Raw genomic sequence first — 24,282 nt, 5'->3', positions numbered from 1 at the left:
TGTGCCCGCATCGCCGCCCGCATCCTCGCCCTCACCACCGCGATCTGGCACAACGACCACATCGGCGCGGACATCCACCGATCACTGATCGCCTACGACCACTGACCCTTGGACTCATTCATCTAGGGCAGGAACCCGGCGGGGCCGACACCTGATCGACCCCGCCGGAGCCGGCCCGTGACGGGATGACGATGAACGGTCGCCTCACGAGGCACCTCGACGAGACCTGCGAGCCGGGCTAGATGTTCGGCCAACGCGGGACCGTCATTGGCCAGGACGTAGCCGGCGGTGCCCCGCATCCAGTACACCGCCTTCTTGGACCGTCTGGTGCGCCAGCGCCAGGACTCGACGAGCTCGCCCGTCGTGGGATCGAGCCGGGTCGCGTACTCCTTGCGCCACACAGTCCGAGGTGCGTAGTAGCGGTGCGAGCGTGACCACCGTCGGACCGCACGGCGCAGCTGCTCAGCCACGTCAGCATAGACCTCGACAGTAGCAACGGCCTTCTCCAGGCCCCATACGCCCCAGTAGTGACCGACACCATCCGGCGCGCAGCCACGACACGGCTGACCCTCGACATCGGTGCCGTCACAAGCCGGGTCGTGGACCCACTCCGCCGGCGCCTGGTTCTGGTAATCCTTCGCGCTGAAAACGCCATGCTTGCCGAAGTAGATCGCCAGACGTTTCGGGTCCAGGACCCGGGCACCCTCATGCACGTCGACGACGCTGGGATGCAGGTGGACCAGGACATGCTTGCCGCGCTCACAGCAGCCCATCGGACCGCCCGTCATCGCCGTCCAGTCCCGATCCCAGCACCAGCCGCCGCACCAATCCTGAGTCCCGACAATGTCTGCCCACTCCAGCGCCAGCCACCGCCGAAACTCAGGATCAGCCGGCGGGGTCGCCAGGAGATGCCAGTGCGGCGCGCCACGACGCTGAAACTCGCGCTTCCACACGCACACCAACTTGACTCCCCAGCGCCGGTACCAGCGCCGCTCCAGGGCCCGCAGATGCCGATACGCCACCGCAGCCGACGGGGCCACCTCCTGCCACCGGTCCGGATAGGTCAGCGTGATCATCGCCGGGACACCACCGTGCGCGAGCAGTGGCGCGTAATCCAGCTCCGCCAGTCTCTCGAGCATCCGCGACCTCGACTTAGCCGACCAGGAGTAGATCCGCGAGACTCCGCCCTCCGGAGGCGTCCAATGCTCACCACACTTGCAGCCCGGAAAGCACTCCGACGCCCTGGTGATGGCCGCGACCATCTCGGCCTTCTTCTCGGCCGCGACACGCGCCCTCTCGGCCGCACGCTCCGCACGAACGGGATCACGACGCCGGAGCGCGATCTTGCCCGGCGCGATCTCCACACGCCAACGCGGCCCCTCCTGGAAGCAGCGGTCCGCGCGCCCCAACGAGACCAGCCGACGCTCACCACCACGCGAGTACCGATCACTAAACGCGACGACATCCGCGAGCCGAGCCTGCGAGGCGACCAGCGAGCGAGCCATCAGACGCGACGACGAGACCCAGCGCCACACCGGACGCTCAGGCACAACCGCCCGCGCGAACAACGACGCGGCCGCATCCACAGCCGCGGGAGTCGCGAACCCCGCACCCAGCCCCCCGACGAGTTTCGTATAAGCCAGGTCCTCAGCGGCAACGAAACTCGACGAGTTTCGTAGATCTGCGATCGCAGTGTTACGAAACTCGTCGACCCCCGCCGTCACTCAGCATCCCCGGACGTCGCCAGCTCGAGCAGCTCGCGCGACGCGCGTCGCGCGCGGCGACCCGGCACCGGCGCTGCCACAGCACGGTTGTCGTGGCAGCGACACGCCGACTGGGAGCGGCGACCGCCGCACCGGTAGCACGTGCCCGACTCCGTGGCCGTACCGACCGTCAGCACCGCATCCATCGTGTCGTAGGCGTGAAACGCCGGCGATGCCGGCCCCCAATGCCAGTCCGAAGTAAGCGGATCGAGCTGATCACGCTTGCCAGCAGTGAAATTCTCGAATTCCATCGCGTCATAAGTACGCCAGCGGAACAGGCGACGACGTCGCCACATACGTGACGCGCCCGGCTCCACGCTCGGCCTCGACAAGTAACCCCTGCAATAGGTAACCGCCTGCGAGCACTCCCGGATAATAATGTCAGCCCGCTTCCAGTCCGGCGCCGACCAGCGAACAACAACATCATTGCGACGCAACTGCACCAGGCGATTGGCGATCGCGGCCGGCAGCGCAGCCGACTCTCGCGACGACGCCGCACCGGTGACCTCATCCAGGAGCAAGTCGACACCGCGCGCGTCCAGCACCTGCTGCCAGTCAATCAAGGGTATCCACAGCGGATGAGCCGCGCCGTGAACACCAGTAACCTCACCCAGCTCGCCCAGCAGCTCTACGCGCCGGGTCGGATCAGACTCGGCCGCAAACGCGGCCTCGACAATGTGCGGCTCGGGCAGCGCCCTCACATAATGCCCCGAGAGCGGATCAGCCGCACAGGCCTCATCCTCGCACTGACGCGGATTGACGTAGTCCAAGAGACGGACCGTACCCAGGACAGGACGCCCGGCCCGAAGCGACGGGAGAGTGTCCCACACCATCGCGGCACTCTTGCCACCGCCGTTAGGACCGACATAACCCATGATCGGCCAGCCACGACGATCCGCCCGCTTGCCGGGATGCTGAAACGTCTTCCACACCATGGCTCAGTGACCCCACGCGTCAGTGCCGCGATGCTTGCCACCCTCAGGGCGAGCGGCCTCCTCACGATCGAGCCGACCCTCCTCAATGAAGACCACGACCCACTCCCACAGCCACACCACAAACAGGGACGCCACCCACACCAACATGCCCAGGCCAGCGATCGCCAGCAGCCACTGCGCCACCGGCGCAAACCCGGCCACGAACACCGACGTCACATCATCCATCGTCAGGACCTCCCCTAGGACCAGTCATTGCGGGTCAGCATGGCGGCGGCATCATCAATGCCGCGCCGATAAGCATCGTTGAGCTTGACCCGGGACTCGCGGAGTCCCAGCCAAATGCCGTACAGGTACGCACCAGCTATCACCGCGAGCACCACCACGACCACAACCACGGTCAACATCACGCCTCCACGTCCTCTCTCATGCCCTTCTCCAACTCCCGATCCCGCTGCCATTGATCGGCCGCGCCAGCCGCCCAGCGCCGCATCCGCTCGACCCAGGTCACGGCCCGCCACATCGACCACGACACCCCGGCAAGCCAGACCGCCACCGTCCAGAAGACCGCGATCCACAAACCCAGCTGCTGATCGTCACTCACAGCCGCTCGCCCCTCAGAGGACTCATCCGACGCCCGGGCGGGTCGCTGTGGAACATCGGCCGCGCGGCGTCCGTACCAGAGAGCGCGACCTCACGCCGGCGTCGCCGCACACGCACCCACAGCCACACGCCGGCGACTACGACGACGAGCACGATCAGCACGGCGCGCACCCCGCCCTCGCGCTCCGCGCTTCGGGACGGGGGCCCCGCACGCCGCGCCAACCCGCGCCGCCGGTCACATGCCACCGCCGAAGGTCACGTAGGAGACGACCGTGCGGACACCCTGAATAACCATCGAGGCGACAAAGGCCACGATCAGGATCGAGACCGCCGACAAGGCCACCGTGACCGGGAGCCACGTATCCAGCTGATAGATCCAATCCACGACATCCGACACATAGCCCATGCCCTCAATCCACCAGGCCGGAGCCGCCGGGATCACAGACGCAACCAGCTCAACCAACTCAGCAATCAGCAACATGAAGAAATCGATAATCGCCTCAACGATCATGTGATCCTCCCCGAATCCGGTGACGACCAATCGAACCTAATCATCTGATTGGTATTCTTGATAAGACCGATCGAAGTGCCGATCATGCCAATGACCCGGAAACCGACCGAAAGACAAATCATCACGAGAAGAATCGTGCGAACCAGGCTCGCGGCATCCGCAAGCTTCCCATCACACGCAGCGAACGGGTAAATAACGCCGAACTCAACCGACTCATCCCCAAACTCCATACCAGAAAGATCAAATCCTGGACCCATGCAGTCCGAACTAGAGCCCGAATCCGTCGTACGACCAACCACTCCACCAGACGAAGAACCGAAACCAGCGGACTCGATCCCGTCACGCCAGGACGCAAGATTAGTATCATCCACGGCATTGTTGAGCTTGTTGAACGACTGGAAATCCGTAGGGATAAATAATAGCTTCAATGCGTCAATCACAAGTTCGATGATCGCGGCCGGAAGACCCAGCACAGCGCTGATCAGAGACCCCATCAACTTCACCAGGACACAAATACCCGCGCCAGCCCACGACGTAGGATCAGTCAGAGAGAAACCCTCACACGTCCCATCCGACGTCGCCACCGGATCATCGTAAGACGGAACCTCATCAGAACCATCAGCATCCTCAGGCAAAACACCAGCAGGCTCATCCCAATCCACGTCAGGGACGTCCACAATCTTATCGCCCCAGTAATACGCGCACCGCGTAGGATCAGTAACCCCGACAAGCGCCGTAGACGTAGCCGAATCCGGCAGATTCTCGACCCGCCACGTCATCGCGCCGGTAGACGATCCAGTGTTAACGCCATCCATCCGATAGGCAAGACCGAAACCAACAACCTCAACTTCACGCGGCTGAACAGTCCCTGACACGCTATTCCACGACGCCGAGGACCACCAACCGACCGTAGACTCCTGGACTACACCACTGCTAGCCGTAGAAGTAACAATCGGAGCCTCATTGCGGTGCGTCATGAACACGCCGTCATACGTGAAACCCGTACCAGTCGCACGCACATTACCCGACGGCGACTGTTTAGCGATCAGGACATCAGTATTCGTGACCCCGCCGAGAACGACGTACGGATACCAGCCGCGAGTACCAGTCACATCATCAATCTGCCACTGATAACCGTCGTTCCGAGTAACACTAGAACCATTCTGAGTATTATCGAACTCGACAAGACCAACCGGATACGGCACCCCATACGAACAATCCTGACCCTGAACAACGGCAGTCGGCGGAGCACCAAGAGCCCAGGCAACGCAGTCCTCCTCCACGGCGCCATCCAACCAGGGATTACTGTGATACGAGAGCACCACCGAATAACACAACTCCGTTACCGGGCCACACCCGATTCCGCCAGGCGTCATCCCACCCCATGAGCCGGATTCGCCGTCCACCTCGCCAACGCCGATCCCAAAACTGCAATCCCCGCCAACTGCAGACAACGTCAGATCGGCATGTGAAACATTGAATCCGGTCCAGCAACTGCCATCAACCACGACAGTGGACATGCCGAGATCGGTGGTCTGCCAATAACCCGTTACCGTGCAAGAGACCTTCGAGTCCGAGGACTGAACAGACCCGACCCCCCAGGCACCGAAGTCGAAGCTAGTTGTCGCGACGTCGCCATATTTAGTCGCGGCTTCAGCAGCCCGACCAGTCGAGAGAAGCAGGCCGACCGTCAGCAGCGGGACCAGCAGGAGCCCAGCAAGGCCCGTCCTCAGAGTGCGATGCTCAGTCCGATCACCGTCGCAACGAACAGGACCAGCAGGTACACGAGCCCGATCGCCATACCGGCGAGGGCAAGACCGATCCCGAACCGGAATCCGTCCCCGACCCGCAGCGTCTTCTCCGCCGGCTCCCTGAACAGGACCCAGGCCACGCCAACGACGATCAAGACAACGCCGACGAGTCCGCCTACCGCTTCCACGGCGCTCACCGTAGGGCACCGGCCCCGCTCCTCTCAGGCGAATGACGAAACTGCTTCGAGACCCGGGGCATCACCCGCAACGGACACGATTGCGGGTGATGCCCCGGGCTCACAGCCAGGCCGCGACGCGTAACCCGGCAAGGTCAGAAGCTCAGAAGAACTTCTTAACCAGGCCCCAGCCCTTACGGACCGCCAGCACCACGGCACCGATGCCGACACCGACACCCGCAATCGTGAGCAGGTTGTCCGACAGACCGTCCACACCATCAGTGATGATGGAAACCGGCGTAGGAGTGCTCATCTCGGGAATTCACCCCCTCCCCTGAGTCAGAGCCGCAAGCAGCCCGAAAGCGACGCCGCCCGCGAGCATGTAGACCATCCACTCCACCGGAGTCACGTGGTCACCCCCTGCTCACCATGACGGCCAACATCTGCCAGAGCCGGACATACGTCAGCCCCGACACCAGCAGAAGCCAGAACTGATCCATCACTGGCTCCCTGACGACGTAGAGGCGACCAGTCGGCGACGCAGCCACACCCAGGAACGCACGCCGTTCCGGTAGCCAGCCACGAGTGACAGCACAGCGAACTCCAGGAACGTCAGGAGCCCGCCAACCCAGGAACACACGAGCAGCCAGAACAGAACGTCGCTCACCGGACTACCCCCGGTGCCCGATCTGGATCATCAGCAGCGCTGCGACCAGCGCGACCAGGAACCCCGTCCCGGCCATCAGCGCGATCAGCATGTCGCGCGTACCCCCGGTCGCCTCGACGTAGGCCACGTCGACCGAGTCCGAACCAGACGACAACTCCGAGACCGGCGCAGCAGACGATGACGCCGCCGAGGCCGACGGCGAAGAAGATGACGTTTCCCCAGTCGAATCCGACTCCACTGCGGACGATGTCGACTCCGACACCTCCGGAGACTGCGACGGCGTGGGATCGTCCCCCGAGAGCGAGCCAGACGCCCACAAGAGTGACGACGGCGCCGACAATGCCTGCCCACCGATACCGTCCCCCCAAGCGGAGTACGGCACCAAGACCACGGCCAAGCAGCAGAACATCACGCCAACCCATCGCCACAGCCCCTCAGCGAACCGTCGACCAGGCACCGGAGGCATCCAGAATCAACGCCGACTCGGCACGGCGCAGTTGCGCAACCAGACCCGACAGAGACTCCGGCGACACCAGCACCGACTCGACGCCGTCGCTGATCACCACCACCGGCATGCCCAGCGAGTCCGTGACCTCAACCTTGAGGTCACGCGTCACCCGCAACACCGGGCGCCGCACAACACGGCGCCGAGGCAACGTCGAACCAGCCACACTCAGGCCCCCGCCAGAGCCGGCGAGACCGACAGCAGCCGGTACGTCACCGAGGCCGGACGGAACTCGTTGGCACGCCGCAGCCCCACCCGGACCCCGACCGACACCTCCTGCCCGTAGTCAACCTCAGCGAAGTGCTTACGCGCCTCACCCCGAGCCTCACGCGGCACCGAGACCCGCAACTGCTGATCGCCGTCATCCACGACCAGCGACATGTACGGCACCTGCCTGCCCTCCTCGTCCGTGAACTCATCCTCCTCAAGCCGGAGGAACCTGCCCGTCAACACAACCGACACAACACTCACCACCCATCACTCACACGACCCGGACCACCCGGGCCGAAAGAAGCCGCATCACACACAACTAGAAGCCAGTGCGCGGTTTCACGTGAAACATGCACTAAAAATCAAGTCATTGCAACCAACACGCCGTGTTTAGCACAAAGCCAGCCGGGGTAACCTCGAAACATGACGACGACAGCCAGCCCCACCGGCACGCACATCAGCGAGAACGTCGCAACGCTCCTGTGGCGCGCCTCAATGAGCCAACGAAACCTCTCTGCGACGACCGGGCTCGCACAAGCCACGATCACAGCCAAGATGCGAGGCGACAGCACGTGGACCGTGCTCGACCTGGAGCGAATCGGCGAAGTCCTCTACGTGACCGTGCAGGAACTGGTCGGCAGCCTCCCGGAGCGGGAGGAATGGGAGCAGCGGAGGAGCACATACACGCCTACTCGGTGGTAGACAATGACCCATGAGCTCCACCACTGACGGCACGAGGCCGCGGATCCTCGTCGTCGACGACGACGCGTCGCTGGCGGAGATGCTGTCGATCGTGCTGCGGCAGGAGGGCTTCGACTCCCAGCTCTGCAGCCGCGGCGACGAGGCCTTGGACCTCTTCCACATCTACCGGCCGGATCTGGTGCTGCTCGACCTGATGCTGCCCGGCCGCGACGGGATCGCGGTCTGCAAGGAGATCCGGGCCGAGTCCGGCGTACCCATCGTCATGCTCACCGCCAAGGGCGACACCGTCGATGTCGTGGTCGGCCTGGAGTCCGGTGCCGACGACTACGTCGTCAAGCCGTTCAAGCCCAAGGAACTCATCGCCCGCATCCGCGCCAGGATGCGCCGCTTCGACACCGTCGTGAGCACCGAGACCCTGCAGATCGGCGACCTCGTCATCGACGTCGCCGGCCATTCGGTCACCCGCAACGAAGAGCCGATCAGCCTGACGCCGTTGGAGTTCGACCTGCTGGTCTGCCTGGCCCGCAAGCCGTGGCAGGTCTTCTCCCGGGAGGTGCTGCTCGAGCAGGTGTGGGGCTACCGGCACGCCGCCGACACCCGGCTGGTCAACGTCCACGTCCAGCGGCTGCGGGCCAAGGTCGAGCACGACCCGGAGAACCCCGACATCGTGATCACCGTGCGCGGCGTGGGCTACAAGGCCGGCCCACAGTAGCTGCCCGGGAGTGACAGAGTGTTGAGACGGGCGCTGACCTTCTGGCGCCGCTCGATCCGGGCGCGCGTCGTGGTCAGCACCGTGCTGCTCTCGGCGGTGGCGGTCTCGGTCGTCGGCTGGTTCCTGCTCCAGCAGGTCCGCGACGGCCTCCTGGAGCACCGCGTGGATGCCGTCGTCGCCGAGACGGCCACCGAGGTCGCCGACGCTCGTGACCGACTCGCCGCCGCGGCCGCCGTCGACGTCGACTCCTCCGGTCAGCGGCGCGACCTGGTCGAGCCGATCATCCAGCGCGGCGCGGCACGCGGCTTCAGCGTCGTGATGGCGGGACCGGTCGGCGCCTCCAGCGAGACCGGCGAGACCGGCCGCATCGCCGACGGCGGCGCCGAGTTCTCACCCGGCCTCGACACCCGCAGCGTGCCGGCGCGCCTGGAGCGGCACTTCGGCGAGAAGCGCACCTCGGCCTGGACCTATACCAACATCCGCACCGTGGTCACCGACGGCACCGAGGACGTCGCCGCCGAGGTGCCCGGGGTGGTGGTCGGCTCGATCGTGCAGCTGCCCGCCGACGGCCAGGACTACGTGCTCTACTTCCTCTACCCCCTCACCGAGCAGCAGGAGACCCTCGGCCTGGTCACCCGTGCTCTGCTCGCCGCCGGCGGCCTGCTCGTCGTACTCGTCGCCGGCACCACCTGGCTGGTGGCCCGCCAGGTGGTCTCGCCGATCAGGCTGGCCCGCCAGGTCGCCGAGCGGCTCGCCGCCGGCCAGCTGCAGGAGCGGCTCCGGGTCCACGGCGAGGACGACCTCGCCCGGCTGGCGGTCTCCTTCAACCAGATGGCCGGCAACCTGCAGCGCCAGATCCGCCAGCTCGAGGAGCTCAGCCGGGTGCAGCGCCGGTTCACCGCCGACGTCTCCCACGAGCTGCGCACCCCGCTGACCACGGTCCGGATGGCCGGCGACGTGCTCTACGACGCCCGCGACTCCTTCGACCCGGCGACCGCCCGCGCTGCCGAGCTGCTGCAGACCGAGCTCGACCGGTTCGAGAAGCTGCTCGTCGACCTGCTCGAGATCAGCCGCTTCGATGCCGGCGCCGCCGTGCTGGAGACCGACGACGTCGACTTGGTCGACGTCGCCCGCCGGGTGGTCGAGGCGGCTCGGCCGCTCGCCGACAAGCAGGGCCTCCGGGTCGAGGTGCGGGCACCGGCCCACCCGTGCGTGGCGGAGGTCGACGTACGGCGCGTGGAGCGGATCCTGCGCAACCTCGTCGCCAACGCCATCGACCACGCCGGCGCCGCCCACGGACCCGGCCCGGACGTGCTGGTCACCGTGGACGGCGACCAGCAGGCGACCGCGGTGGCGGTCCGTGACTACGGCGTCGGCCTGGCGCCAGGGGAGTCGGCGATGGTCTTCAACAGGTTCTGGCGCGCCGACCCCGCCCGTGACCGCTCCAGCGGCGGCACCGGGCTCGGCTTGGCGATCTCGCTGGAGGACACCCATCTGCACGGCGGCTGGCTGCAGGCGTGGGGCCGCTCCGGTGGCGGCGCGCAGTTCCGGCTCACCCTGCCCCGGCGGGTCGGTGCGCCGCTCCACCACAGTCCGCTGCCGCTGGTGCCGGCGGACGCCGAGAGCACGGGGGAGCGTGCCTCATGAGAAGACCGCTGCTGCTCCTGGTCTCGCTCCTCCTCGGGGCGATCGCCCTCACCGGCTGCGTCTCCATGCCGACCTCCGGCAAGGTCAAAGACGCCGGTCCGACCGCGGAGTCGACCCGGGTCGCCGGCATCTCCATCGACCCGCGGCCACCGCGGCCCGGCGCCAGCCCGGCCGAGATCGTGCAGGGCTTCCTCGACGCCATGCTCGCCACGCCGGTCCAGACCCGGAGTGCGCAGCAGTTCCTGACTTCCGAGGAGCGGAATGCGTGGAGCCCGGGTCAGGCCACGATCATCTACAGCGACCTCAACCCGCGCATCGAGACCAGCGACAACACCGTCAGCGTCTACCTCACCGAGGCCCATCGCCTCGACGAGCGCGGCTCCTGGGAGGGGGCGCTGCCTGCCGACGAGAGCACCCTCGGCTTCACCATGGCCCAGGAGGACGGTGAATGGCGGATCGCCTCCGCGCCCAACGCGCTGGTGGTGCCGGCATGGTGGTTCGAGGGCCGCTTCGTCCAACTCTCGCTCTACTTCTTCGACCCGACCGGACGGGTGCTGGTGCCGGAGCCGGTCTTCATGCCCCGAGGCAACCAGCTGGCCACGCTGCTGGTCCGGGACCTGGTGCAGGGCCCCAGCGCCGACTTGGCCGGCGTCGAGCGCAGCTTCTTCCCGGCAGGGAGCAGCCCGGGCCTCTCGGTGCCCGTCGACGCCGACGGCACCGCCGAGGTCGTGCTGACCGGAGGCTCGCCCGGTGCCGCGGCGCCCGGTCAGCAGGCGCTCACGATGATGGCGGCCCAGCTGGCCTGGACGCTGCGGCAGGATCCGACCGTGACCGGTGTCCGGGTGACGCTCGGCGACCGGGTCGTGCAGCTGGCCGGTGGCCGTACTCGCTTCACCGTCGACGACGGTCCGGAGTACGACCCGGCCGGCTACCAGACCAGTCCGCAGATGTTCGGCCTCTCCCAGGACGGGCTGCTGGTCTCCGGCCAGCCACCGACGCTCGCACCGGTGCCAGGGGTGTTCGGCCGCACCGCCGCCGGGCTGCGCGAGGTCGCCGTCGACCTCGACGGGCAGATCGCGGCCGGGGTCACCCAGGACGGCACCCGGATCCTGCGCGCCGGGGTGCAGGCCGACCCCGGTGGCGCCGACGACGTCGTCACTCTTGTCAAGGGCGGTCACGACCTGCTCCGGCCGGCCTGGGACGCGGCCGGCCGGCTCTGGGTGGTCGACAACCGGAGGCGCGGCGCCCAGGTCTCCTATGTCGGCGGCGACGGCCAGCGCCACCTGGTCGACGTACCGGACGTCAGTGGCGCCGTGGTGCGACAGTTCCTGGTCTCCCGCGACGGCAGCCGGCTCGTTGCCGTGGTGGCCGGAGAGGGCTCCGACCGGCTGGTGGTGAGCCGGCTCCGCAGCGACGAGTCCGGGACGGTGCTCGGTGCCGGTGCCGCGCGCAGTCTCATCGGCACCGACGAGACGCCGATGCGGATCCGCGACGTCGTCTGGGTGACCCCGACCACGGTGATGGCGCTGCACCAGCTCTCCGAGGCGGCGCAGCTGCGCACGGTGGCGGTCGACGGCTCCAGCGTCGCCTTCCCCGACTCGGCCCCGGTCGTCGCCGACCAGCTCGACAGCCTGGTCGGCTCCCCGGTCGCCAGCCGCGGCACCTACGGCCTGTCCGGCCAGAGCCTCGTCGGCCTCACCGCCGACGCCCAGGACGCCACCCTCGACGCCCCCGTCACCGCCCTCGGCTACGTCGGCTGACCCCGGCCCGCCCGCCCCGCCCGGCCGAGAGGTCCCTGATGGCCCCGCGAGAAGTCCCTGATGGCCCCGCGAGAGGTCCCGTTCGGCCCGGTTGCTCTCCGGACGGTTGTCCACAGCCCGCGCACCGGCCGGTTGCGGCGTCGCCGGGCGGCTGCTGGGCTGGGCTCGTGTCCCTGCGTGACGGCGCCCTCGACCTGCTGCTCGGCGGGTCCTGCCTCGGCTGCACCCGCCCCGGGCGGCTGCTGTGCGCCGAGTGCGCCGCTGCGCTGCCCACGGGAGCCTTTGCCGCTTGGCCGAGACCGACGCCCGCCGGCCTGGCGCTGCCGATAGCCGCCGCGCCGTACGACGGCACGGTCAAGGCGATGGTTCTCGGCTTCAAGGAGCACCGGCTGCTCTCCCTGGCCAGCCCGCTGGGGACGCTGCTCGCGACCGCCGTGACCGGCCATGGCCCGGTCGGCGCCACGGTGCTGGTGCCGGTGCCGTCGCGGCCGAGCAGCGTGCGCGCCCGCGCCCACGACGCGACCTATGCCCTCTGCGTCGCCGCCGCCCGCCGGCTCGGACCCCGAGTCACGGTGGCCCGGCTGCTCCGCACCCGGCCCGGCGTGGCCGACCAGGCCGGCCTCGACTCCGCCGCCCGGGCCGCCAACCTGGCCGGCTCGCTGACCTGCCCCTCGCCGGGGCTGGCCCGGCTGGCCCGCCGGCTTCCCCGCGCCAGAGTGATCGTCTGCGACGACGTCATCACCACCGGAGCCACCGCCCGAGAGGCGCAACGAGCGCTTCGGGCGGTCGGTCTGGAGATCTCGGGCATCGCCACCGTTGCCGCCACTCAGCGCCGGGCGTAACGTCTATGTATGGAGTCCGCCCGGGTCCGTGGTTGCGTCGTCCAGACGCCCCGGATGTGGGCGTGCGGGCGGCTAGCCGATGCCAGTCGCAGGCAAAGCGGTCCACGTAACCCGGTCTTGCTCAAGCAGCAGAGCCGGGGAGCACGGTGCGGCTTAGTCGTAAGTCCTGCCCCGGCGCCGTCGTCAGACACGACGGCTGCCCGGGAGAGGGTGGCGTGGCAGCAAGCCGCCAAGCCCCAGCAGGCGAGTGTGGGGGAGAAGACCAGGTCGGCCGGGCGGACTCCACTCCCGGTCTCCAGGGCGCCCCTGGCGGCGTTCTCCTCGCTCGACGTCCCGCTTCGCTTAAAGGACGCCTTCGCTCCTCGGCCTTGCCAGGGACGCCCTGGAGACCGGGAGCCCACAGCTTCCTCGCACTTTGCGGGGAGATTCCCTAACCGCGATTACTCACGGGAGGTATTCATGGAGGTTGTCGTCACCGGACGCAACTACGAGGTGTCCGAGCGTTTCCGCGCTCACGTCACCGAGAAGCTGTCCAGGCTGGAGAAGCATGATCACCGGATCATGAGGGTCCACGTGGAGGTCGACTGCGAGCAGAACCCACGTCAGCACAAGGGCGCCTTCCACATCGAGCTGACCGCCTACTCCAAGGGCCCGGTGATCCGGGCCGAGGCGTGCGCCGAGGACAAGATGGGCGCCTTCGACCTCGCCATGGACAAGATGGCCTCGCAGATGCGCCGGGCGGCCGACCGCCGGCGCGTCCACCGCGGCCGTCGTACCCCCGTCTCGGTGGGGCAGGCGCTGGCCGACATCCCCCTCGACACAGCGGCCTCCGATGGCGCCGCCGACGAGGCCGTCGAGCGCCAGGTCGGGCCGATCACGGTGATGGGCGATGGCCCGCTCGTGGTGCGCGAGAAGGTCCATCAAGCGGTCCCGATGACGCTCGACCAGGCCCTCTACGAGATGGAGCTGGTGGGCCACGACTTCTTCCTCTTCGTCGACAAGGAGACGCAGCGGCCCAGCGTCGTCTACCGCCGACGCGCTTACGACTACGGCGTGATCGGGCTCGACCTCGTCGCCGACTAGTCGGAACGGCCAGGCCGGGCTGGCCCGAACGGGCCACCCCGGCCAGGCCATCACCACCCGGATGAGCGCACGGGAACCGCCCGAACGTGCCATGATGCCTCCGTGCCTCCCACACAGAAGCTGGCCGACACCGAGCCGATTCGCGTCGTCATCATCGACGACCAGGAGTTGTTCCGCCGGGGCCTGGCGATGCTGTTGACCGCCGAGACCGGCATCGAGGTGGCGGGCGAGGCAGGCGACGGCGCGCAGGGCGTCGAGCTGGTCGCCTCGGTCGTGCCCGACGTGGTGCTGCTCGACATCCGGATGCCGCGACAGAGCGGCATCGAGGCCTGCGCCGCCATCAAGGACGCGGTGCCGTCGGCCAAGATCATCATCCTGACCGTCTCCGACGAGGAGGCCGACCTCTACGAGGCGGTCAAGTCCGGTGCCTCGGGCTACCTGCTCAAGGACTCCTCGATCGAGGAGGTCGCCCAGGCGGTCCGCGTCGTGGCCGACGGCCAGTCGCTGATCAGCCCGTCGATGGCCGTGAAGCTGATCGACGAGTTCAAGCAGATGTCGCGTCCGGAGCGCTCCCACGTGCCCGGCCTGAAGCTCACCGAGCGCGAGCTGGAGGTGCTGCGGTTCGTGGCCAAGGGCCTCAACAATCGCGACATCGCCAAGGAGCTCTTCATCTCCGAGAACACCGTGAAGAACCACGTGCGCAACATCCTCGAGAAGCTCCAGCTCCACTCCCGCATGGAGGCGGTCATGTACGCCGTCAAGGAGAAGCTGCTGGATCTGCCCTAGGGCACGCCCCGGCGGTGATCGCTGCTGGAGGCGCGGCTCCCCGAGGCGGACCGAACCTGTCCGCGTGAGGCCCTAGATTGACGCCGTGGAGAAGCTCTCACTCGCCCAGGCCCGCCGGATCGCGCTCGCCGCGCAGGGGTTCGCGGTCGCGAAGCGGGCCGCGAACGACGGGCAGAGCGCAGACAGGCCCTCCCCGCGAGATCGGCAGAGCACGCCCACGATGCGCACCTTCCAGCGCACCCTGGAGCGCACCGGCGTGCTCCAGGTGGACAGCGTCAATGTGCTGCAGCGCGCCCACTACATGCCGCTCTACTCCCGGATGGGCGGCTACGACGTCGAGCTGCTCAAGCGGGCCAGCGAGCGGAGCCCTCGCCGGATGGTGGAGTACTGGGCCCACGTGCAGGCCTTCATGCCGGTCGAGCTCTGGCCGGTCATGCAACACCGGATGGACCACTACCGTGAGCGCCGCGCCAAGTGGTCGCGCGAGGTGCCCCAGCGGGTGATCGACGAGGTCTATGCCGCCGTCCGCGACCTCGGCCCGGTCACCGCCAAGGACCTCGACGACGGCGCGCCGAGGACCAAGGAGAACTGGGGCTGGAACTGGTCCAAGGCCAGGCTGGCGCTCGACGTCCTCTTCATGTCCGGCGACCTGGCCATCGCGGGCCGGACCACCCAGTTCGAGCCGCGCTACGACCTGCCCGAGCGGGTCATCCCTGCACGGATCCTCGACGCGCCGATCCCGACCGCGCCGGAGGCGCACGTCGAGCTGGTCCGGCGCGCCGCCCGCTCCCACGGCGTGGGCACCGCCAAGGACATCGCCGACTACTACCGGATGTCGGTCGCCGACACCCTCGCCGCGCTGCGGACGCTGCAGGAGGCCGGCGAGGTCACCCCGGTGAAGGTCGACGGCTGGCGCAAGCCCGCCTACCTCCATGCCGCCGCCCGACTGCCGCGCAGAGTGACCGCGCGCGCCCTGCTCAGCCCGTTCGACCCGCTGGTCTGGGAGCGGGAGCGCACCGAGGCGCTCTTCGACTTCTTCTACCGCATCGAGATCTACACCCCCGCCCACAAGCGGGTGCACGGCTACTACGTGCTGCCCTTCCTGCTCGGCGACCGGATCGTCGGCCGCGTCGACCTCAAGGCGGACCGGCGCTCGGGCCTGCTGATCGTGAAGGCGGCGTACGCCGAGCCGAGCGCGCCCGAGGACACCGCCGAGCAGCTGGCCGAGGAGCTGGAGCGGCTCGCCGGGTGGCTCGGACTCGGCGGGATCGTGGTCGAGCCGCGCGGCGACCTCGCTCCAGCGCTGAGCATTGTGCTCCCCGCCTGGGCGCGCGGGTAGAGTCTCCCTGCTGCAACCGCACCGCTAGGAGTCAGACCACGTGGCCATTCTCGACAAGCTTCTGCGCCTCGGCGAGGGCAAGATCCTGCGCCAGCTCGAAGCCATCGCCAAGGCCGTCAACGCCATCGAGGACGACTTCGTCAAGATGACCGACGAAGAGCTCCAGCACATGACAGTGGAGTTCCGCGAGCGGCTGGAGGCGGGGGAGACCCTCGACGACCTCATGCCCGAGGCATTCGCGACCGTCCGCGAGGCCGGCAAGCGAGTGCTCGGGATGCGGCACTTCGACGTCCAGATCATGGGCGGCGCGGCGCTCCACCTCGGCAACATCGCCGAGATGAAGACCGGTGAGGGCAAGACGCTGGTCGCCACCCTGCCGGCGTACCTCAACGCGCTGGCCGGCAAGGGTGTCCACGTCGTCACCGTCAACGACTACCTGGCGACCTACCAGTCCGAGATGATGGGCCGCATCTACGGCTTCCTCGGCCTCAGCGTCGGCGTCATCGTGCCCGAGCTGACCCCGCCGCAGCGCCGCGAGGCCTACAACTGCGACATCACCTACGCCACCAACAACGAGCTCGGCTTCGACTACCTGCGCGACAACATGGCCTCCTCGATCGAGGACTGCGTGCAGCGCGGCCACTTCTTCGCCGTCGTCGACGAGGTCGACTCCATCCTCATCGACGAGGCGCGGACCCCGCTGATCATCAGCGGCCCCACCGAGGACGACGTCAAGTGGTACGACGAGTTCGCCAAGATCGTCGCCAAGATGGAGCGCGACGTCGACTACGAGGTCGACGAGAAGAAGCGCACCATCTCCGTGCTCGAGGCCGGCATCACCAAGGTCGAGGACCACCTCGGCATCGACAACCTCTACGAGGCCGTCAACACCCCGCTGATCTCGTTCATGAACAACGCGGTCAAGGCCAAGGAGCTCTTCCACAAGGACAAGGAGTACGTCGTCATGAACGGCGAGGTGCTCATCGTCGACGAGCACACCGGCCGCATCCTGTCCGGCCGCCGCTACAACGACGGCCTGCACCAGGCGATCGAGGCCAAGGAGAGCGTCCAGGTCAAGGAGGAGTACCAGACGCTCGCCTCGGTCACCCTGCAGAACTACTTCCGCCTCTACGACAAGCTCTCCGGCATGACCGGCACGGCGATGACCGAGGCGAGCGAGTTCGACAAGATCTACAACCTCGGCGTGGTCCCGATCCCGACCAACAAGCCGATGATCCGCCTCGACCAGCCCGACCTCGTCTACCGCACCGAGGAGGCCAAGTACGACGCGGTGGTCGAGGACATCGCCGAGCGGCACGCCAAGGGCCAGCCGGTCCTGGTCGGCACCGTCTCGGTCGAGAAGTCGGAGTACCTCTCGGGCCTGCTGAGGAAGAAGGGCATCCCGCACAGCGTCCTCAACGCCAAGGAGCACGAGAACGAAGCCAAGGTGGTCGCCATGGCCGGCCACAAGGGATCGGTCACCGTCGCCACCAATATGGCCGGTCGAGGCACCGACATCATGCTGGGCGGCTCGGTGGAGTTCCTCGCCGACCAGGAGCTGCGCAAGAAGGGCCTGGAGCCGGTCGGCGAGACCGCCGCCGACTACGAGGCCGCGTGGCCGGCCACCGTCGAGCGGATCAAGGAGCAGGTCGCGGCCGAGCACGAGGAGGTCGCCGAGGCCGGCGGCCTCTACGTCGTCGGCACCGAACGTCACGAGTCCCGCCGCATCGACAACCAGCTGCGCGGTCGCTCCGGCCGTCAGGGGGACCCCGGCGAGTCCCGCTTCTACCTCTCCCTGCAGGACGAGCTGATGCGGCTCTTCAAGTCCGACTGGGTCGACCGGGTGCTGCGGGTGCTGCGGGTCCCCGACGACGTGCCGATCGAGGCCAAGAACGTCACCAACGCCATTGCCAACGCCCAAGGCCAGGTCGAGGCCCAGAACTTCGACTCCCGCAAGAACGTCCTCAAGTACGACGACGTCATGGACCGCCAGCGTAAGGTCATCTACGCCGAGCGCCGCGAGGTCCTCGAGGGCGCCGACATCGAGGAGCAGGTCCGCGGCTTCGTCGACGACGTCGTCACCGGCGTCGTGACCGCTCGCACCCAGGAGTTCGCCGAGGAATGGGACCTCGACCAGCTCTGGACCGACCTGCGGCAGCTGTGGCCGGTCTCGCTGACCCCCGAGCAGGTGCTCGAGGAGGTCGGCGGCGAGAAGGCCCACCTGGACCGCGACGAGCTCATCGCCTCGCTCAAGGCCGACGCCCAGGCGGCGTACGACGCCCGCGAGGCCGAGGTCGGCGAGGAGGTCATGCGCGAGCTGGAGCGCCGGGTGCTGCTCTCCGTGCTCGACCGCAAGTGGCGCGAGCACCTCTACGAGATGGACTACCTGCGCGAGGGCATCTACCTGCGCGCCTACTCCCAGCGCGACCCGCTGGTGGAGTACCAGCGCGAGGGCTTCGAGATGTTCTCCGCGATGATGGACTCCATCAAGGAGGAGGCGGTCGGCTTCCTGTTCAACCTGGAGGTCCAGGTCGAGGAGGAGGACGAGCCTGATTCCGATGAGGAGGTCCACTTCCACGCCGACGGCAGCCGCCACGCCGGCCCGATGCACTCCGGTGCGCTCGCCGAGCCGCCGGTCGCGGTGCAGGAGGGCGGCCTGGAAGGCATCTCCGCCGCGCTCAAGGCCACCGCGCCGCAGCCGCACATCCGGGCCAAGGGGCTTGAGAAGCCCTCGACACCGCGCAACCTCTCCTACTCGGCGCCCGACGAGTCAGGCGAGGAGGTCGCCGTGGCCCCGCGTGGTGGCACCGTCAGCAACGCCGACGACCCCTATGCCGGCGTGGGCCGCAACGCACAGTGCCCCTGTGGCAGCGGCAAGAAGTTCAAGCAGTGCCACGGCCGCCCGGGCGGGCCCACCGGCCTCACCACTCGCGTCAACGGCTGACCGAGTCGGCAGAAGTGCGAGTCTGAGGGGGCCCGAGTCGGCAGAAGTGCGGGCTGCTCACCAGCACTTCTGCCGACTCGGCGGTTTCTGGGCCGGCACTTCTGCCGACTCGTCACCGGCAGACCGGTCAGGCGAACTCCAGCGCGGTGCACAGCCATCTGTCGTCGGACTGACGCTCGAAGCGGGCGGCGAGGGCGCGGGAGCGCTGACCGTAGCGGACGTGCAGGCCAGCCTCCACGACACCGGCCGCCACGAAGCAGGTACGTACGCCGACGACCTTCGGCCGGACCGGCTGCACCCGGGCCTGGCCGGGCTGGTGACCGCCCGCCCGGGCGACCAACTGGGCCCGGCGGTTGAGGTCGTCGTACACGTCCGGGGCGGTCCAACGGACCAGCTGGCTGGCCGGGCGGTCGCCGCCGACGATCTCGACCGCCGCCTGCGCGAACCGACACGACCAGGTCTCCAGCTGCGCCCTGACACGGTCGTCGACGCCGACCACGTCGGCGCCGGCGCCCAGCCGATCGGGCCGCTGGCTCGGTGGCTCGCGCCGAGGCTGCAGGTCGAGGGCGAGGGTGCCTTGGACGCTGGCGACGGGCGCTGGCCGGCGTCGCAGCGCGACGGTGTCTCCCATGACGCTACCTCCCGGGAGCATCCGGCAGCACCAGGCGCTGGCCGGGGTTGATCAGGGACGGGTCGTCGCCGATGACGTCTCGGTTGTGCTCGTAGAGCCGCTGCCAGGCGGCGTCGATCTCGCGGTCGGAGGCCCCGGGCGGCAGTTGACGGGCCGCGATCGCCCACAGCGAGTCACCGGCGGCGACCACCACCTCGTGCCGGGTGACCGCATGGACCACTGGCGCGGCTCGCGGGGTCGTCGTCGGGAGGCCGCCGTCCATGGCCCGGGTCGGATAGGGGAGGCCGACGGCGACCTGCGGGCCGGCCGCCGCGCCAGACTCCGGTGCCGCGAGCGACGGCCCGGCGGTCGTGGCGAGCACCGCCACGCCACAGGCGCCCAGCACTGCCCGCCGTACCACGACGGGGACCCAGCCGGGCGCCGGAGCCGGTGCCGATCGCAGCGCGGTGCCCACCACGGCGGTCACCGAGAGCCACGCCCAGCCGAGGCAGCCGATCAGCGCGATCGTGCAGACCTTGACGAGTTGCTCGTCGAATCGCGCTGCCGGGGCTGTCACGCCCGGCAGCAGCGACCACAGCACCAGCCAGGCGACGGCGCTGGCGAGGACCTCGACGGCGAGACAGCGAAGCATCCGCATGGGCATTCCTTCCGAGAACCGTGCGTTTGTGCTTGTTTGCCTATCGAAGACCTGCTTTGGCTTAGTGTCAATGCCTTCACCTGCGGCCTGTGGAATGGCAGGCTCGGCACATGGCCTGGGAGGAGGAGCTGTTCTCGTTCCTCGACGACGTCGAGTCCCGGGCCGAGGCGGCCTACGCCGCCGAGCGGGAGATCGAGCTCGCGGACCGGCGCCGCGCGGAGTACCTCCAGGTCACTCTGGCCAGCCGGCTGACGGCCAGCGTCGGGGCCGAGGTGACCCTCGGCGTGCGGGGCGTGGGTCAGCTGCCCGGCACGCTGCGTCGGGTGGCGGCCGACTGGCTGCTGCTGCGCGGGGCCGGGGCGGACTGGGCGGTGCGGCATGCTGCGCTGACGAGTGTGGCCGGTGCGAGCCCGCGCTCGGTGCCGGAGATCGCCTGGTCGCCGCTGGCGCGGCTGGGACTCGGGTCAGTGCTGCGGCGGCTCTCCGACGGTGGGGAGAGATGCGTGTTCCATGCCGTCGACGGCGGCCGCACCGATGGGGTGCCGCGACGTGTCGGCGCGGACTTCGTGGAGGTCGGCGTGGGGGAGCGAGAGCGTGTCGTGTTGGTCCCGTTCGGCACCTTGGCCGCCGTCCAGAGCAGAACGTGACCTCTCGAGGGGCAGAAAGGGACGTCTCGAGGGGCAGAGAGGGACTTCTCGAGGGGCAGAAAGGGACGTCTCGGCGGCTAGGTGGCGTCGGCGTCGTAGGGGGGACGCTCGCCGGGGCGGAGCCCGGTGGCCCGGCGGCTGGCCGGCGGTGTCGGCGGTGTCGTCGGCGTCGCAGGCGGGTCGGCCTCGTCGTCCTCCAGCATCGTGTTGAGCTGCTTGCGCACGAACGCTCGGGGGTCCAGGTCGCGCAGCTCCAGGTCGGCGTACTCCGGGCCGAGCTCCTCGCGGAGCTGGTCGCGGGCGCCGTCGGCGAGCTTGCGCAGCTGCCGCACGAACTGGCCCGCCTGACGGGCGAACTCCGGCAGCTTGTCCGGGCCGAAGACGACGACGGCGACGACCAGCAGCAGCGCGAGCTCCTGCAGGCCGACTCCGAACACGGGTCAGAACCTACTGGATGGCGTCAGCCCGAGCTGCAGGCCGGCCAGACCACGACCCCGGCCGGCGAGCGTGCGGGCGACCTCGGCCAGCACTCGCGCCGACTCGGCGCTCGGATCGGACTCCACCACAGGCTTACCGGCGTCGCCGCCCTCGCGCAGGGTGGGCTCCAGTGGCACCTGGCCGAGCAGCGGCACCGTGGTGCCGAAGCGCTGCGACAGGGTGGCGGCCACTCGCTCGCCACCCCCGGAGCCGAAGACCTCCATCCGGGAGCCGTCGGGCAGCGTCAGCCACGACATGTTCTCCACCACGCCGACGACGCGCTGGTGCATCATCTCCGCCATGGTGCCGGCCCGCTCGGCCACCTCGGCGGCGGCCTCCTGCGGCGTGGTCACCACGACGATCTCGGCATTGGGCAGGTGCTGCCCCAGCGAGATCGCGACGTCGCCGGTGCCCGGCGGCAGGTCGAGCAGCAGCACGTCGAGGTCGCCCCAGTAGACGTCGGCGAGCATCTGGACCAGCGCCCGGTCGAGCATCGGCCCGCGCCAGGCGACCACCTGGTCACGGCGTGGTTTGAGCATCCCGATCGAGATCACCGAGACGCCGGAGGAGGTCGGCACCGGCATGATCAGGTCGTCGACCTGGGTCGGCCGGGAGTCGGCGACTCCGAGCATCGCGGGCACGGAGTGGCCGTAGATGTCGGCGTCGACGATGCCGACCTTGAGGCCGGAGCCAGCCATCGCGACGGCCAAGTTGACCGTCACCGACGACTTGCCGACGCCACCCTTGCCGGAGGCGATGGCGAAGACCTTGGTGAGCGAGCCGGGCTTGGCGAAGGGGATCTCCCGCTGGGCGGCACCGCCGGACAGCGAGTTGCGCATCTCGGTGCGCTGCTCGGGCGTCATCACGCCGAGCTGCAGGTCGACTCCGGTGACGCCGTCGACCTTGTCGAGTGCCGCCGTCACGTCACGGTTGATGGTGTCCTTGAGCGGACAGCCGGCCACGGTGAGGAGGACCTTGGCGGAGACCAGCCCCTCGTCGGAGACGGAGACGGACTCGACCATGCCGAGCTCGGTGATCGGGCGCTTGATCTCGGGGTCGTTGACCGTCGCCAGCGCGGCGTGGACACGGTCCAGGAGGGTGCTGCTCACAACGCTCAAGCCTACGTCGTGGGCTCGGCGTTCTCGCCGTCGGCTCTGTCACGTTCGGGGCCACGTTCGGGGCCACGCTCGTCGAGGTCGGCCAGCAGCGCGCGCAGCTCGGAGCGGACGAAGTCGCGGGTGGCGACCTCGCCGAGCGCCATTCGCAGCGAGGCGACCTCGCGGGCCAGGAACTCCATGTCGGCCTGGGCCTGCGCGTTGACCCGGCGGTCCTGCTCGGCGATCACCCGGTCGCGGTCCTCCTGCCGGTTCTGCGCGAGCAGGATCAGCGGCGCGGCGTACGACGCCTGCAGGCTCAGCATCAGCGTCAGGAAGATGAAGGGGTACTCGTCGAAGCGCCCCGGGGTGATGTTCCAGATGACCCAGATGACCACGAAGGCGGTCATCCACAGCAGGAACCGGGCGGTGCCCATATAGCGCGCGAACCGCTCGGCGAAGACCCCGAAGGCGTCGGGCTGCAGCGACGGCCGCGGCACCAGCTGCCGGCGCAGCTCGCGTGGGGTGTCCAGGCGGGACCTCGCCCTTCCTCGCTTCGGCTCAGCCATGGTGGCCCACCGCCCGGTCGCGCCAGTTCTCCGGCAGCATGTGGTCGAGCAGGTCGTCGACGGTGACCGCGCCCACCAGATGGCCGGCGTCGTCCACGACGGGCGCCGCGACCAGGTTGTACGTCGCCAGGTGGGCCGCCACGTCGTCGAGGGTGTTGTCGGGCCGCAGCGCCTCCAGCTCGATGTCGAGCGCCCCGGCGACCAGGGTCGAGGGCGGCTCGCGCAACAGCCGCTGGATGTGGGCCACGCCGAGGAACTTGCCGGTCGGCGTCTCCAGTGGCGGCCGGCAGACGTAGACCAGCGCCGCCAGCGCCGGGGTGAGCTCCGGGTTGCGGACGTGCGCCAGCGCGTCGGCAACGGTGGCGTCCGGGCCGAGGATGACCGGCTCCGGCGTCATCATGGCGCCGGCGGTGTTCTCGGCGTAGGACATCAGCCGCTTGACGTCCTCGGCCTCCTCCGGTTCCATCAGCTCCAGCAGCTGGGCAGCGGTCTCCGGGGGCAGCTCGTTGATCAGGTCGGCGGCGTCCTCCGGCGACATCTCCTCCAGCACGTCGGCGGCGCGCTCGGAGTCGAGGTGCTCCAGGATCTCGACCTGGTCGTCCTCCGAGAGCTCCTCGAGGACCTCGGCCAGCCGCTCGTCGTGGAGGCCGGCGATGACCTGCTGGCGTCGCTCGGAGGGGAGCTCGGCGATCAGGTGCGCGGCGTCGGCGGGCCGCATCTCGTTGATGGTGTGGAGCAGCTGGGTGGCGGCCTGGGTGGGGGAGCGGTGCGCCAGGCCGGTGATGTCGCTCCATTCCACGACGTGGGTCTGGCCGCGCCGGCGCAGCGCCCCGCCCCGGGCCGGCTCCTGGACCGCCACCCGGGAGAGCACCCAGTCGCGGTTGCGGGCCTGCTCCATGGCGACGTCGTAGACGGTGCCGGTGATGCCGCTGCTAGTGATGGTGACCTGGCGGTCCAGCATCTGGCCGATGACCAGCGTCTCGGTGGAGCGCTGCTCGAAGCGACGCATGTTGAGCAGGCCGGTGGTGTGCACCTGGCCGGCGTCGATGCCGGTGACCCGGGTCATCGGCACGAAGATCCGGCGCCGGCCGAACACCTCGGCCACCAGCCCGAGCACGCGAGGCTGGTTGGCCTCGCTGCGCACGGTCACCACCAGGTCGCGCATCTTGCCGACCTGGTCGCCCAGCGGGTCGAAGATCGGCAACCCGACCAGACGCGCGACGAAGACGCGGGACGGGACGCTGCTCACGACCGCCCTCCTGGCTGCGCTCGGGGACGGCGTGATGCGCATGGT

At 68.7% G+C, this 24,282-nt stretch carries 28 protein-coding genes; 10 read left to right on the top strand and 18 right to left on the bottom strand.

Features of this window, described 5'->3' with window-relative positions; all coding sequences use genetic code 11:
• Positions 1-122 precede the first annotated feature (122 nt).
• The 12 genes from QM595_RS13735 to QM595_RS13680 form a co-directional block, all read right to left on the bottom strand.
• Positions 123-1,724, bottom strand: coding sequence for a hypothetical protein (locus QM595_RS13735; RefSeq protein ID WP_415172132.1), 1,602 nt, complete (start codon positions 1,722-1,724; stop codon positions 123-125).
• Complete coding sequence (locus QM595_RS13730) at positions 1,721-2,533, bottom strand: hypothetical protein (RefSeq protein WP_415172131.1); 813 nt, start codon at positions 2,531-2,533, stop codon at positions 1,721-1,723. Before QM595_RS13730 ends, QM595_RS13735 begins: the two co-directional genes overlap by 4 nt.
• 168 nt (positions 2,534-2,701) lie before the next feature.
• Positions 2,702-2,923, bottom strand: coding sequence for a hypothetical protein (locus tag QM595_RS13725; protein WP_415172130.1), 222 nt, complete (start codon positions 2,921-2,923; stop codon positions 2,702-2,704).
• 14 nt (positions 2,924-2,937) lie between these two features.
• Entirely contained in the window at positions 2,938-3,105 is a 168-nt protein-coding gene (locus tag QM595_RS13720; RefSeq protein ID WP_415172129.1) for a hypothetical protein, read from the bottom strand.
• Positions 3,102-3,299, bottom strand: coding sequence for a hypothetical protein (locus QM595_RS13715; protein ID WP_415172128.1), 198 nt, complete (start codon positions 3,297-3,299; stop codon positions 3,102-3,104). The genes QM595_RS13720 and QM595_RS13715 overlap by 4 nt, the downstream gene beginning before the upstream one ends.
• Positions 3,300-3,533: 234 nt before the next feature.
• A complete protein-coding gene (locus QM595_RS13710; protein ID WP_415172127.1) occupies positions 3,534-3,809 on the bottom strand; it encodes a hypothetical protein in 276 nt (91 codons plus the stop codon).
• Entirely contained in the window at positions 3,806-5,329 is a 1,524-nt protein-coding gene (locus QM595_RS13705) for a hypothetical protein (RefSeq protein WP_415172126.1), read from the bottom strand. The genes QM595_RS13710 and QM595_RS13705 overlap by 4 nt, the downstream gene beginning before the upstream one ends.
• Before the next feature lie 209 nt (positions 5,330-5,538).
• The gene (locus QM595_RS13700; protein ID WP_415172125.1) at positions 5,539-5,748 is read right to left on the bottom strand and encodes a hypothetical protein; all 210 of its coding nucleotides are present in this window, start codon (positions 5,746-5,748) and stop codon (positions 5,539-5,541) included.
• A 151-nt stretch (positions 5,749-5,899) separates the two neighbouring features.
• Positions 5,900-6,049 carry a hypothetical protein gene (locus QM595_RS13695; RefSeq protein WP_415172124.1) on the bottom strand — a complete coding sequence of 50 codons (150 nt, stop codon included), beginning with the start codon at positions 6,047-6,049 and terminating at the stop codon, positions 5,900-5,902.
• Positions 6,050-6,407: 358 nt separating this feature from the next.
• Complete coding sequence (locus QM595_RS13690; protein WP_415172123.1) at positions 6,408-6,530, bottom strand: hypothetical protein; 123 nt, start codon at positions 6,528-6,530, stop codon at positions 6,408-6,410.
• 307 nt (positions 6,531-6,837) lie between these two features.
• On the bottom strand, positions 6,838-7,020 hold the full coding sequence (locus QM595_RS13685; RefSeq protein ID WP_415172122.1) for a hypothetical protein: 183 nt from the start codon (positions 7,018-7,020) through the stop codon (positions 6,838-6,840).
• 56 nt (positions 7,021-7,076) lie between these two features.
• On the bottom strand, positions 7,077-7,358 hold the full coding sequence (locus QM595_RS13680) for a hypothetical protein (protein ID WP_415172121.1): 282 nt from the start codon (positions 7,356-7,358) through the stop codon (positions 7,077-7,079).
• A 183-nt stretch (positions 7,359-7,541) separates the two neighbouring features.
• Here QM595_RS13680 and QM595_RS13675 point away from each other — a divergent pair, with 183 nt between their 5' ends.
• The 9 genes from QM595_RS13675 to secA all read left to right on the top strand — a co-directional run bounded on the left by QM595_RS13675 (position 7,542) and on the right by secA (position 18,933).
• Positions 7,542-7,820, top strand: a complete 279-nt coding sequence (locus QM595_RS13675; RefSeq protein WP_415172120.1) for a hypothetical protein — start codon at positions 7,542-7,544, stop codon at positions 7,818-7,820.
• A 10-nt stretch (positions 7,821-7,830) separates the two neighbouring features.
• The gene (mtrA, locus tag QM595_RS13670; RefSeq protein WP_415172119.1) at positions 7,831-8,532 is read left to right on the top strand and encodes an MtrAB system response regulator MtrA; all 702 of its coding nucleotides are present in this window, start codon (positions 7,831-7,833) and stop codon (positions 8,530-8,532) included.
• A gap of 18 nt (positions 8,533-8,550) precedes the next feature.
• Positions 8,551-10,179, top strand: a complete 1,629-nt coding sequence (gene mtrB, locus QM595_RS13665) for an MtrAB system histidine kinase MtrB (protein WP_415172118.1) — start codon at positions 8,551-8,553, stop codon at positions 10,177-10,179.
• Positions 10,176-11,939 carry an LpqB family beta-propeller domain-containing protein gene (locus QM595_RS13660; protein ID WP_415172117.1) on the top strand — a complete coding sequence of 588 codons (1,764 nt, stop codon included), beginning with the start codon at positions 10,176-10,178 and terminating at the stop codon, positions 11,937-11,939. Before mtrB ends, QM595_RS13660 begins: the two co-directional genes overlap by 4 nt.
• A 167-nt stretch (positions 11,940-12,106) precedes the next feature.
• Positions 12,107-12,781, top strand: coding sequence for a ComF family protein (locus QM595_RS13655; RefSeq protein ID WP_415172116.1), 675 nt, complete (start codon positions 12,107-12,109; stop codon positions 12,779-12,781).
• Between the two features lie 459 nt (positions 12,782-13,240).
• On the top strand, positions 13,241-13,864 hold the full coding sequence (gene hpf / locus QM595_RS13650; RefSeq protein ID WP_415172115.1) for a ribosome hibernation-promoting factor, HPF/YfiA family: 624 nt from the start codon (positions 13,241-13,243) through the stop codon (positions 13,862-13,864).
• A gap of 102 nt (positions 13,865-13,966) precedes the next feature.
• Positions 13,967-14,650 (top strand): response regulator, encoded by a 684-nt coding sequence (locus QM595_RS13645; protein WP_415172114.1) that lies wholly within the window; start codon positions 13,967-13,969, stop codon positions 14,648-14,650.
• Positions 14,651-14,735: 85 nt separating this feature from the next.
• Positions 14,736-15,989: a winged helix-turn-helix domain-containing protein gene (locus QM595_RS13640; protein ID WP_415172113.1), complete on the top strand. Its 1,254-nt coding sequence runs from the start codon at positions 14,736-14,738 to the stop codon at positions 15,987-15,989.
• 40 nt (positions 15,990-16,029) lie between these two features.
• Positions 16,030-18,933 carry a preprotein translocase subunit SecA gene (secA, locus tag QM595_RS13635; RefSeq protein ID WP_415172112.1) on the top strand — a complete coding sequence of 968 codons (2,904 nt, stop codon included), beginning with the start codon at positions 16,030-16,032 and terminating at the stop codon, positions 18,931-18,933.
• 127 nt (positions 18,934-19,060) lie between these two features.
• Here the strand turns inward: secA and QM595_RS13630 are convergent, their stop codons facing one another.
• Positions 19,061-19,564 carry an Rv3235 family protein gene (locus QM595_RS13630; protein ID WP_415172111.1) on the bottom strand — a complete coding sequence of 168 codons (504 nt, stop codon included), beginning with the start codon at positions 19,562-19,564 and terminating at the stop codon, positions 19,061-19,063.
• A 4-nt stretch (positions 19,565-19,568) separates the two neighbouring features.
• Entirely contained in the window at positions 19,569-20,201 is a 633-nt protein-coding gene (locus QM595_RS13625) for a LysM peptidoglycan-binding domain-containing protein (RefSeq protein ID WP_415172110.1), read from the bottom strand.
• A 110-nt stretch (positions 20,202-20,311) separates the two neighbouring features.
• Between QM595_RS13625 and QM595_RS13620 the strand changes: the two genes are divergently transcribed.
• A complete protein-coding gene (locus tag QM595_RS13620; protein WP_415172109.1) occupies positions 20,312-20,848 on the top strand; it encodes a hypothetical protein in 537 nt (178 codons plus the stop codon).
• Positions 20,849-20,925: 77 nt separating this feature from the next.
• Here QM595_RS13620 and QM595_RS13615 read toward each other — a convergent pair whose 3' ends face one another.
• Genes QM595_RS13615 through QM595_RS13600 form a run of 4 tightly spaced genes read right to left on the bottom strand, consistent with a single transcriptional unit; the run spans position 20,926 to position 24,237 of the window.
• Positions 20,926-21,285 carry a sec-independent translocase gene (locus QM595_RS13615; RefSeq protein ID WP_415172108.1) on the bottom strand — a complete coding sequence of 120 codons (360 nt, stop codon included), beginning with the start codon at positions 21,283-21,285 and terminating at the stop codon, positions 20,926-20,928.
• A 3-nt stretch (positions 21,286-21,288) separates the two neighbouring features.
• Positions 21,289-22,434 carry an Mrp/NBP35 family ATP-binding protein gene (locus QM595_RS13610; RefSeq protein WP_415172107.1) on the bottom strand — a complete coding sequence of 382 codons (1,146 nt, stop codon included), beginning with the start codon at positions 22,432-22,434 and terminating at the stop codon, positions 21,289-21,291.
• An 11-nt stretch (positions 22,435-22,445) separates the two neighbouring features.
• The gene (locus tag QM595_RS13605; protein WP_415172106.1) at positions 22,446-22,988 is read right to left on the bottom strand and encodes a DUF1003 domain-containing protein; all 543 of its coding nucleotides are present in this window, start codon (positions 22,986-22,988) and stop codon (positions 22,446-22,448) included.
• Positions 22,981-24,237 carry a magnesium transporter MgtE N-terminal domain-containing protein gene (locus QM595_RS13600; protein WP_415172105.1) on the bottom strand — a complete coding sequence of 419 codons (1,257 nt, stop codon included), beginning with the start codon at positions 24,235-24,237 and terminating at the stop codon, positions 22,981-22,983. The genes QM595_RS13605 and QM595_RS13600 overlap by 8 nt, the downstream gene beginning before the upstream one ends.
• Positions 24,238-24,282 lie beyond the last annotated feature (45 nt).

Origin of the sequence: Nocardioides sp. (genome assembly GCF_047607185.1) — a bacterium.
Taxonomy (GTDB): Bacteria; Actinomycetota; Actinomycetes; order Propionibacteriales; family Nocardioidaceae; genus Nocardioides.
This window is presented reverse-complemented; position numbering and strand designations above follow the sequence as displayed.

Coding starts and splice junctions, on each gene's coding strand:
- QM595_RS13725 (WP_415172130.1), bottom strand. CDS start 2,923: ATGGATGATGTGACGTCGGTGTTCGTGGCCGGGTTTGCGCCGGTGGCG.
- QM595_RS13710 (WP_415172127.1), bottom strand. CDS start 3,809: ATGATCGTTGAGGCGATTATCGATTTCTTCATGTTGCTGATTGCTGAG.
- QM595_RS13705 (WP_415172126.1), bottom strand. CDS start 5,329: ATGTCCACTGTCGTGGTTGATGGCAGTTGCTGGACCGGATTCAATGTT.
- QM595_RS13695 (WP_415172124.1), bottom strand. CDS start 6,049: ATGAGCACTCCTACGCCGGTTTCCATCATCACTGATGGTGTGGACGGT.
- QM595_RS13675 (WP_415172120.1), top strand. CDS start 7,542: ATGACGACGACAGCCAGCCCCACCGGCACGCACATCAGCGAGAACGTC.
- mtrA (WP_415172119.1), top strand. CDS start 7,831: ATGAGCTCCACCACTGACGGCACGAGGCCGCGGATCCTCGTCGTCGAC.
- QM595_RS13660 (WP_415172117.1), top strand. CDS start 10,176: ATGAGAAGACCGCTGCTGCTCCTGGTCTCGCTCCTCCTCGGGGCGATC.
- hpf (WP_415172115.1), top strand. CDS start 13,241: ATGGAGGTTGTCGTCACCGGACGCAACTACGAGGTGTCCGAGCGTTTC.
- QM595_RS13630 (WP_415172111.1), bottom strand. CDS start 19,564: ATGGGAGACACCGTCGCGCTGCGACGCCGGCCAGCGCCCGTCGCCAGC.
- QM595_RS13625 (WP_415172110.1), bottom strand. CDS start 20,201: ATGCGGATGCTTCGCTGTCTCGCCGTCGAGGTCCTCGCCAGCGCCGTC.
- QM595_RS13620 (WP_415172109.1), top strand. CDS start 20,312: ATGGCCTGGGAGGAGGAGCTGTTCTCGTTCCTCGACGACGTCGAGTCC.
- QM595_RS13605 (WP_415172106.1), bottom strand. CDS start 22,988: ATGGCTGAGCCGAAGCGAGGAAGGGCGAGGTCCCGCCTGGACACCCCA.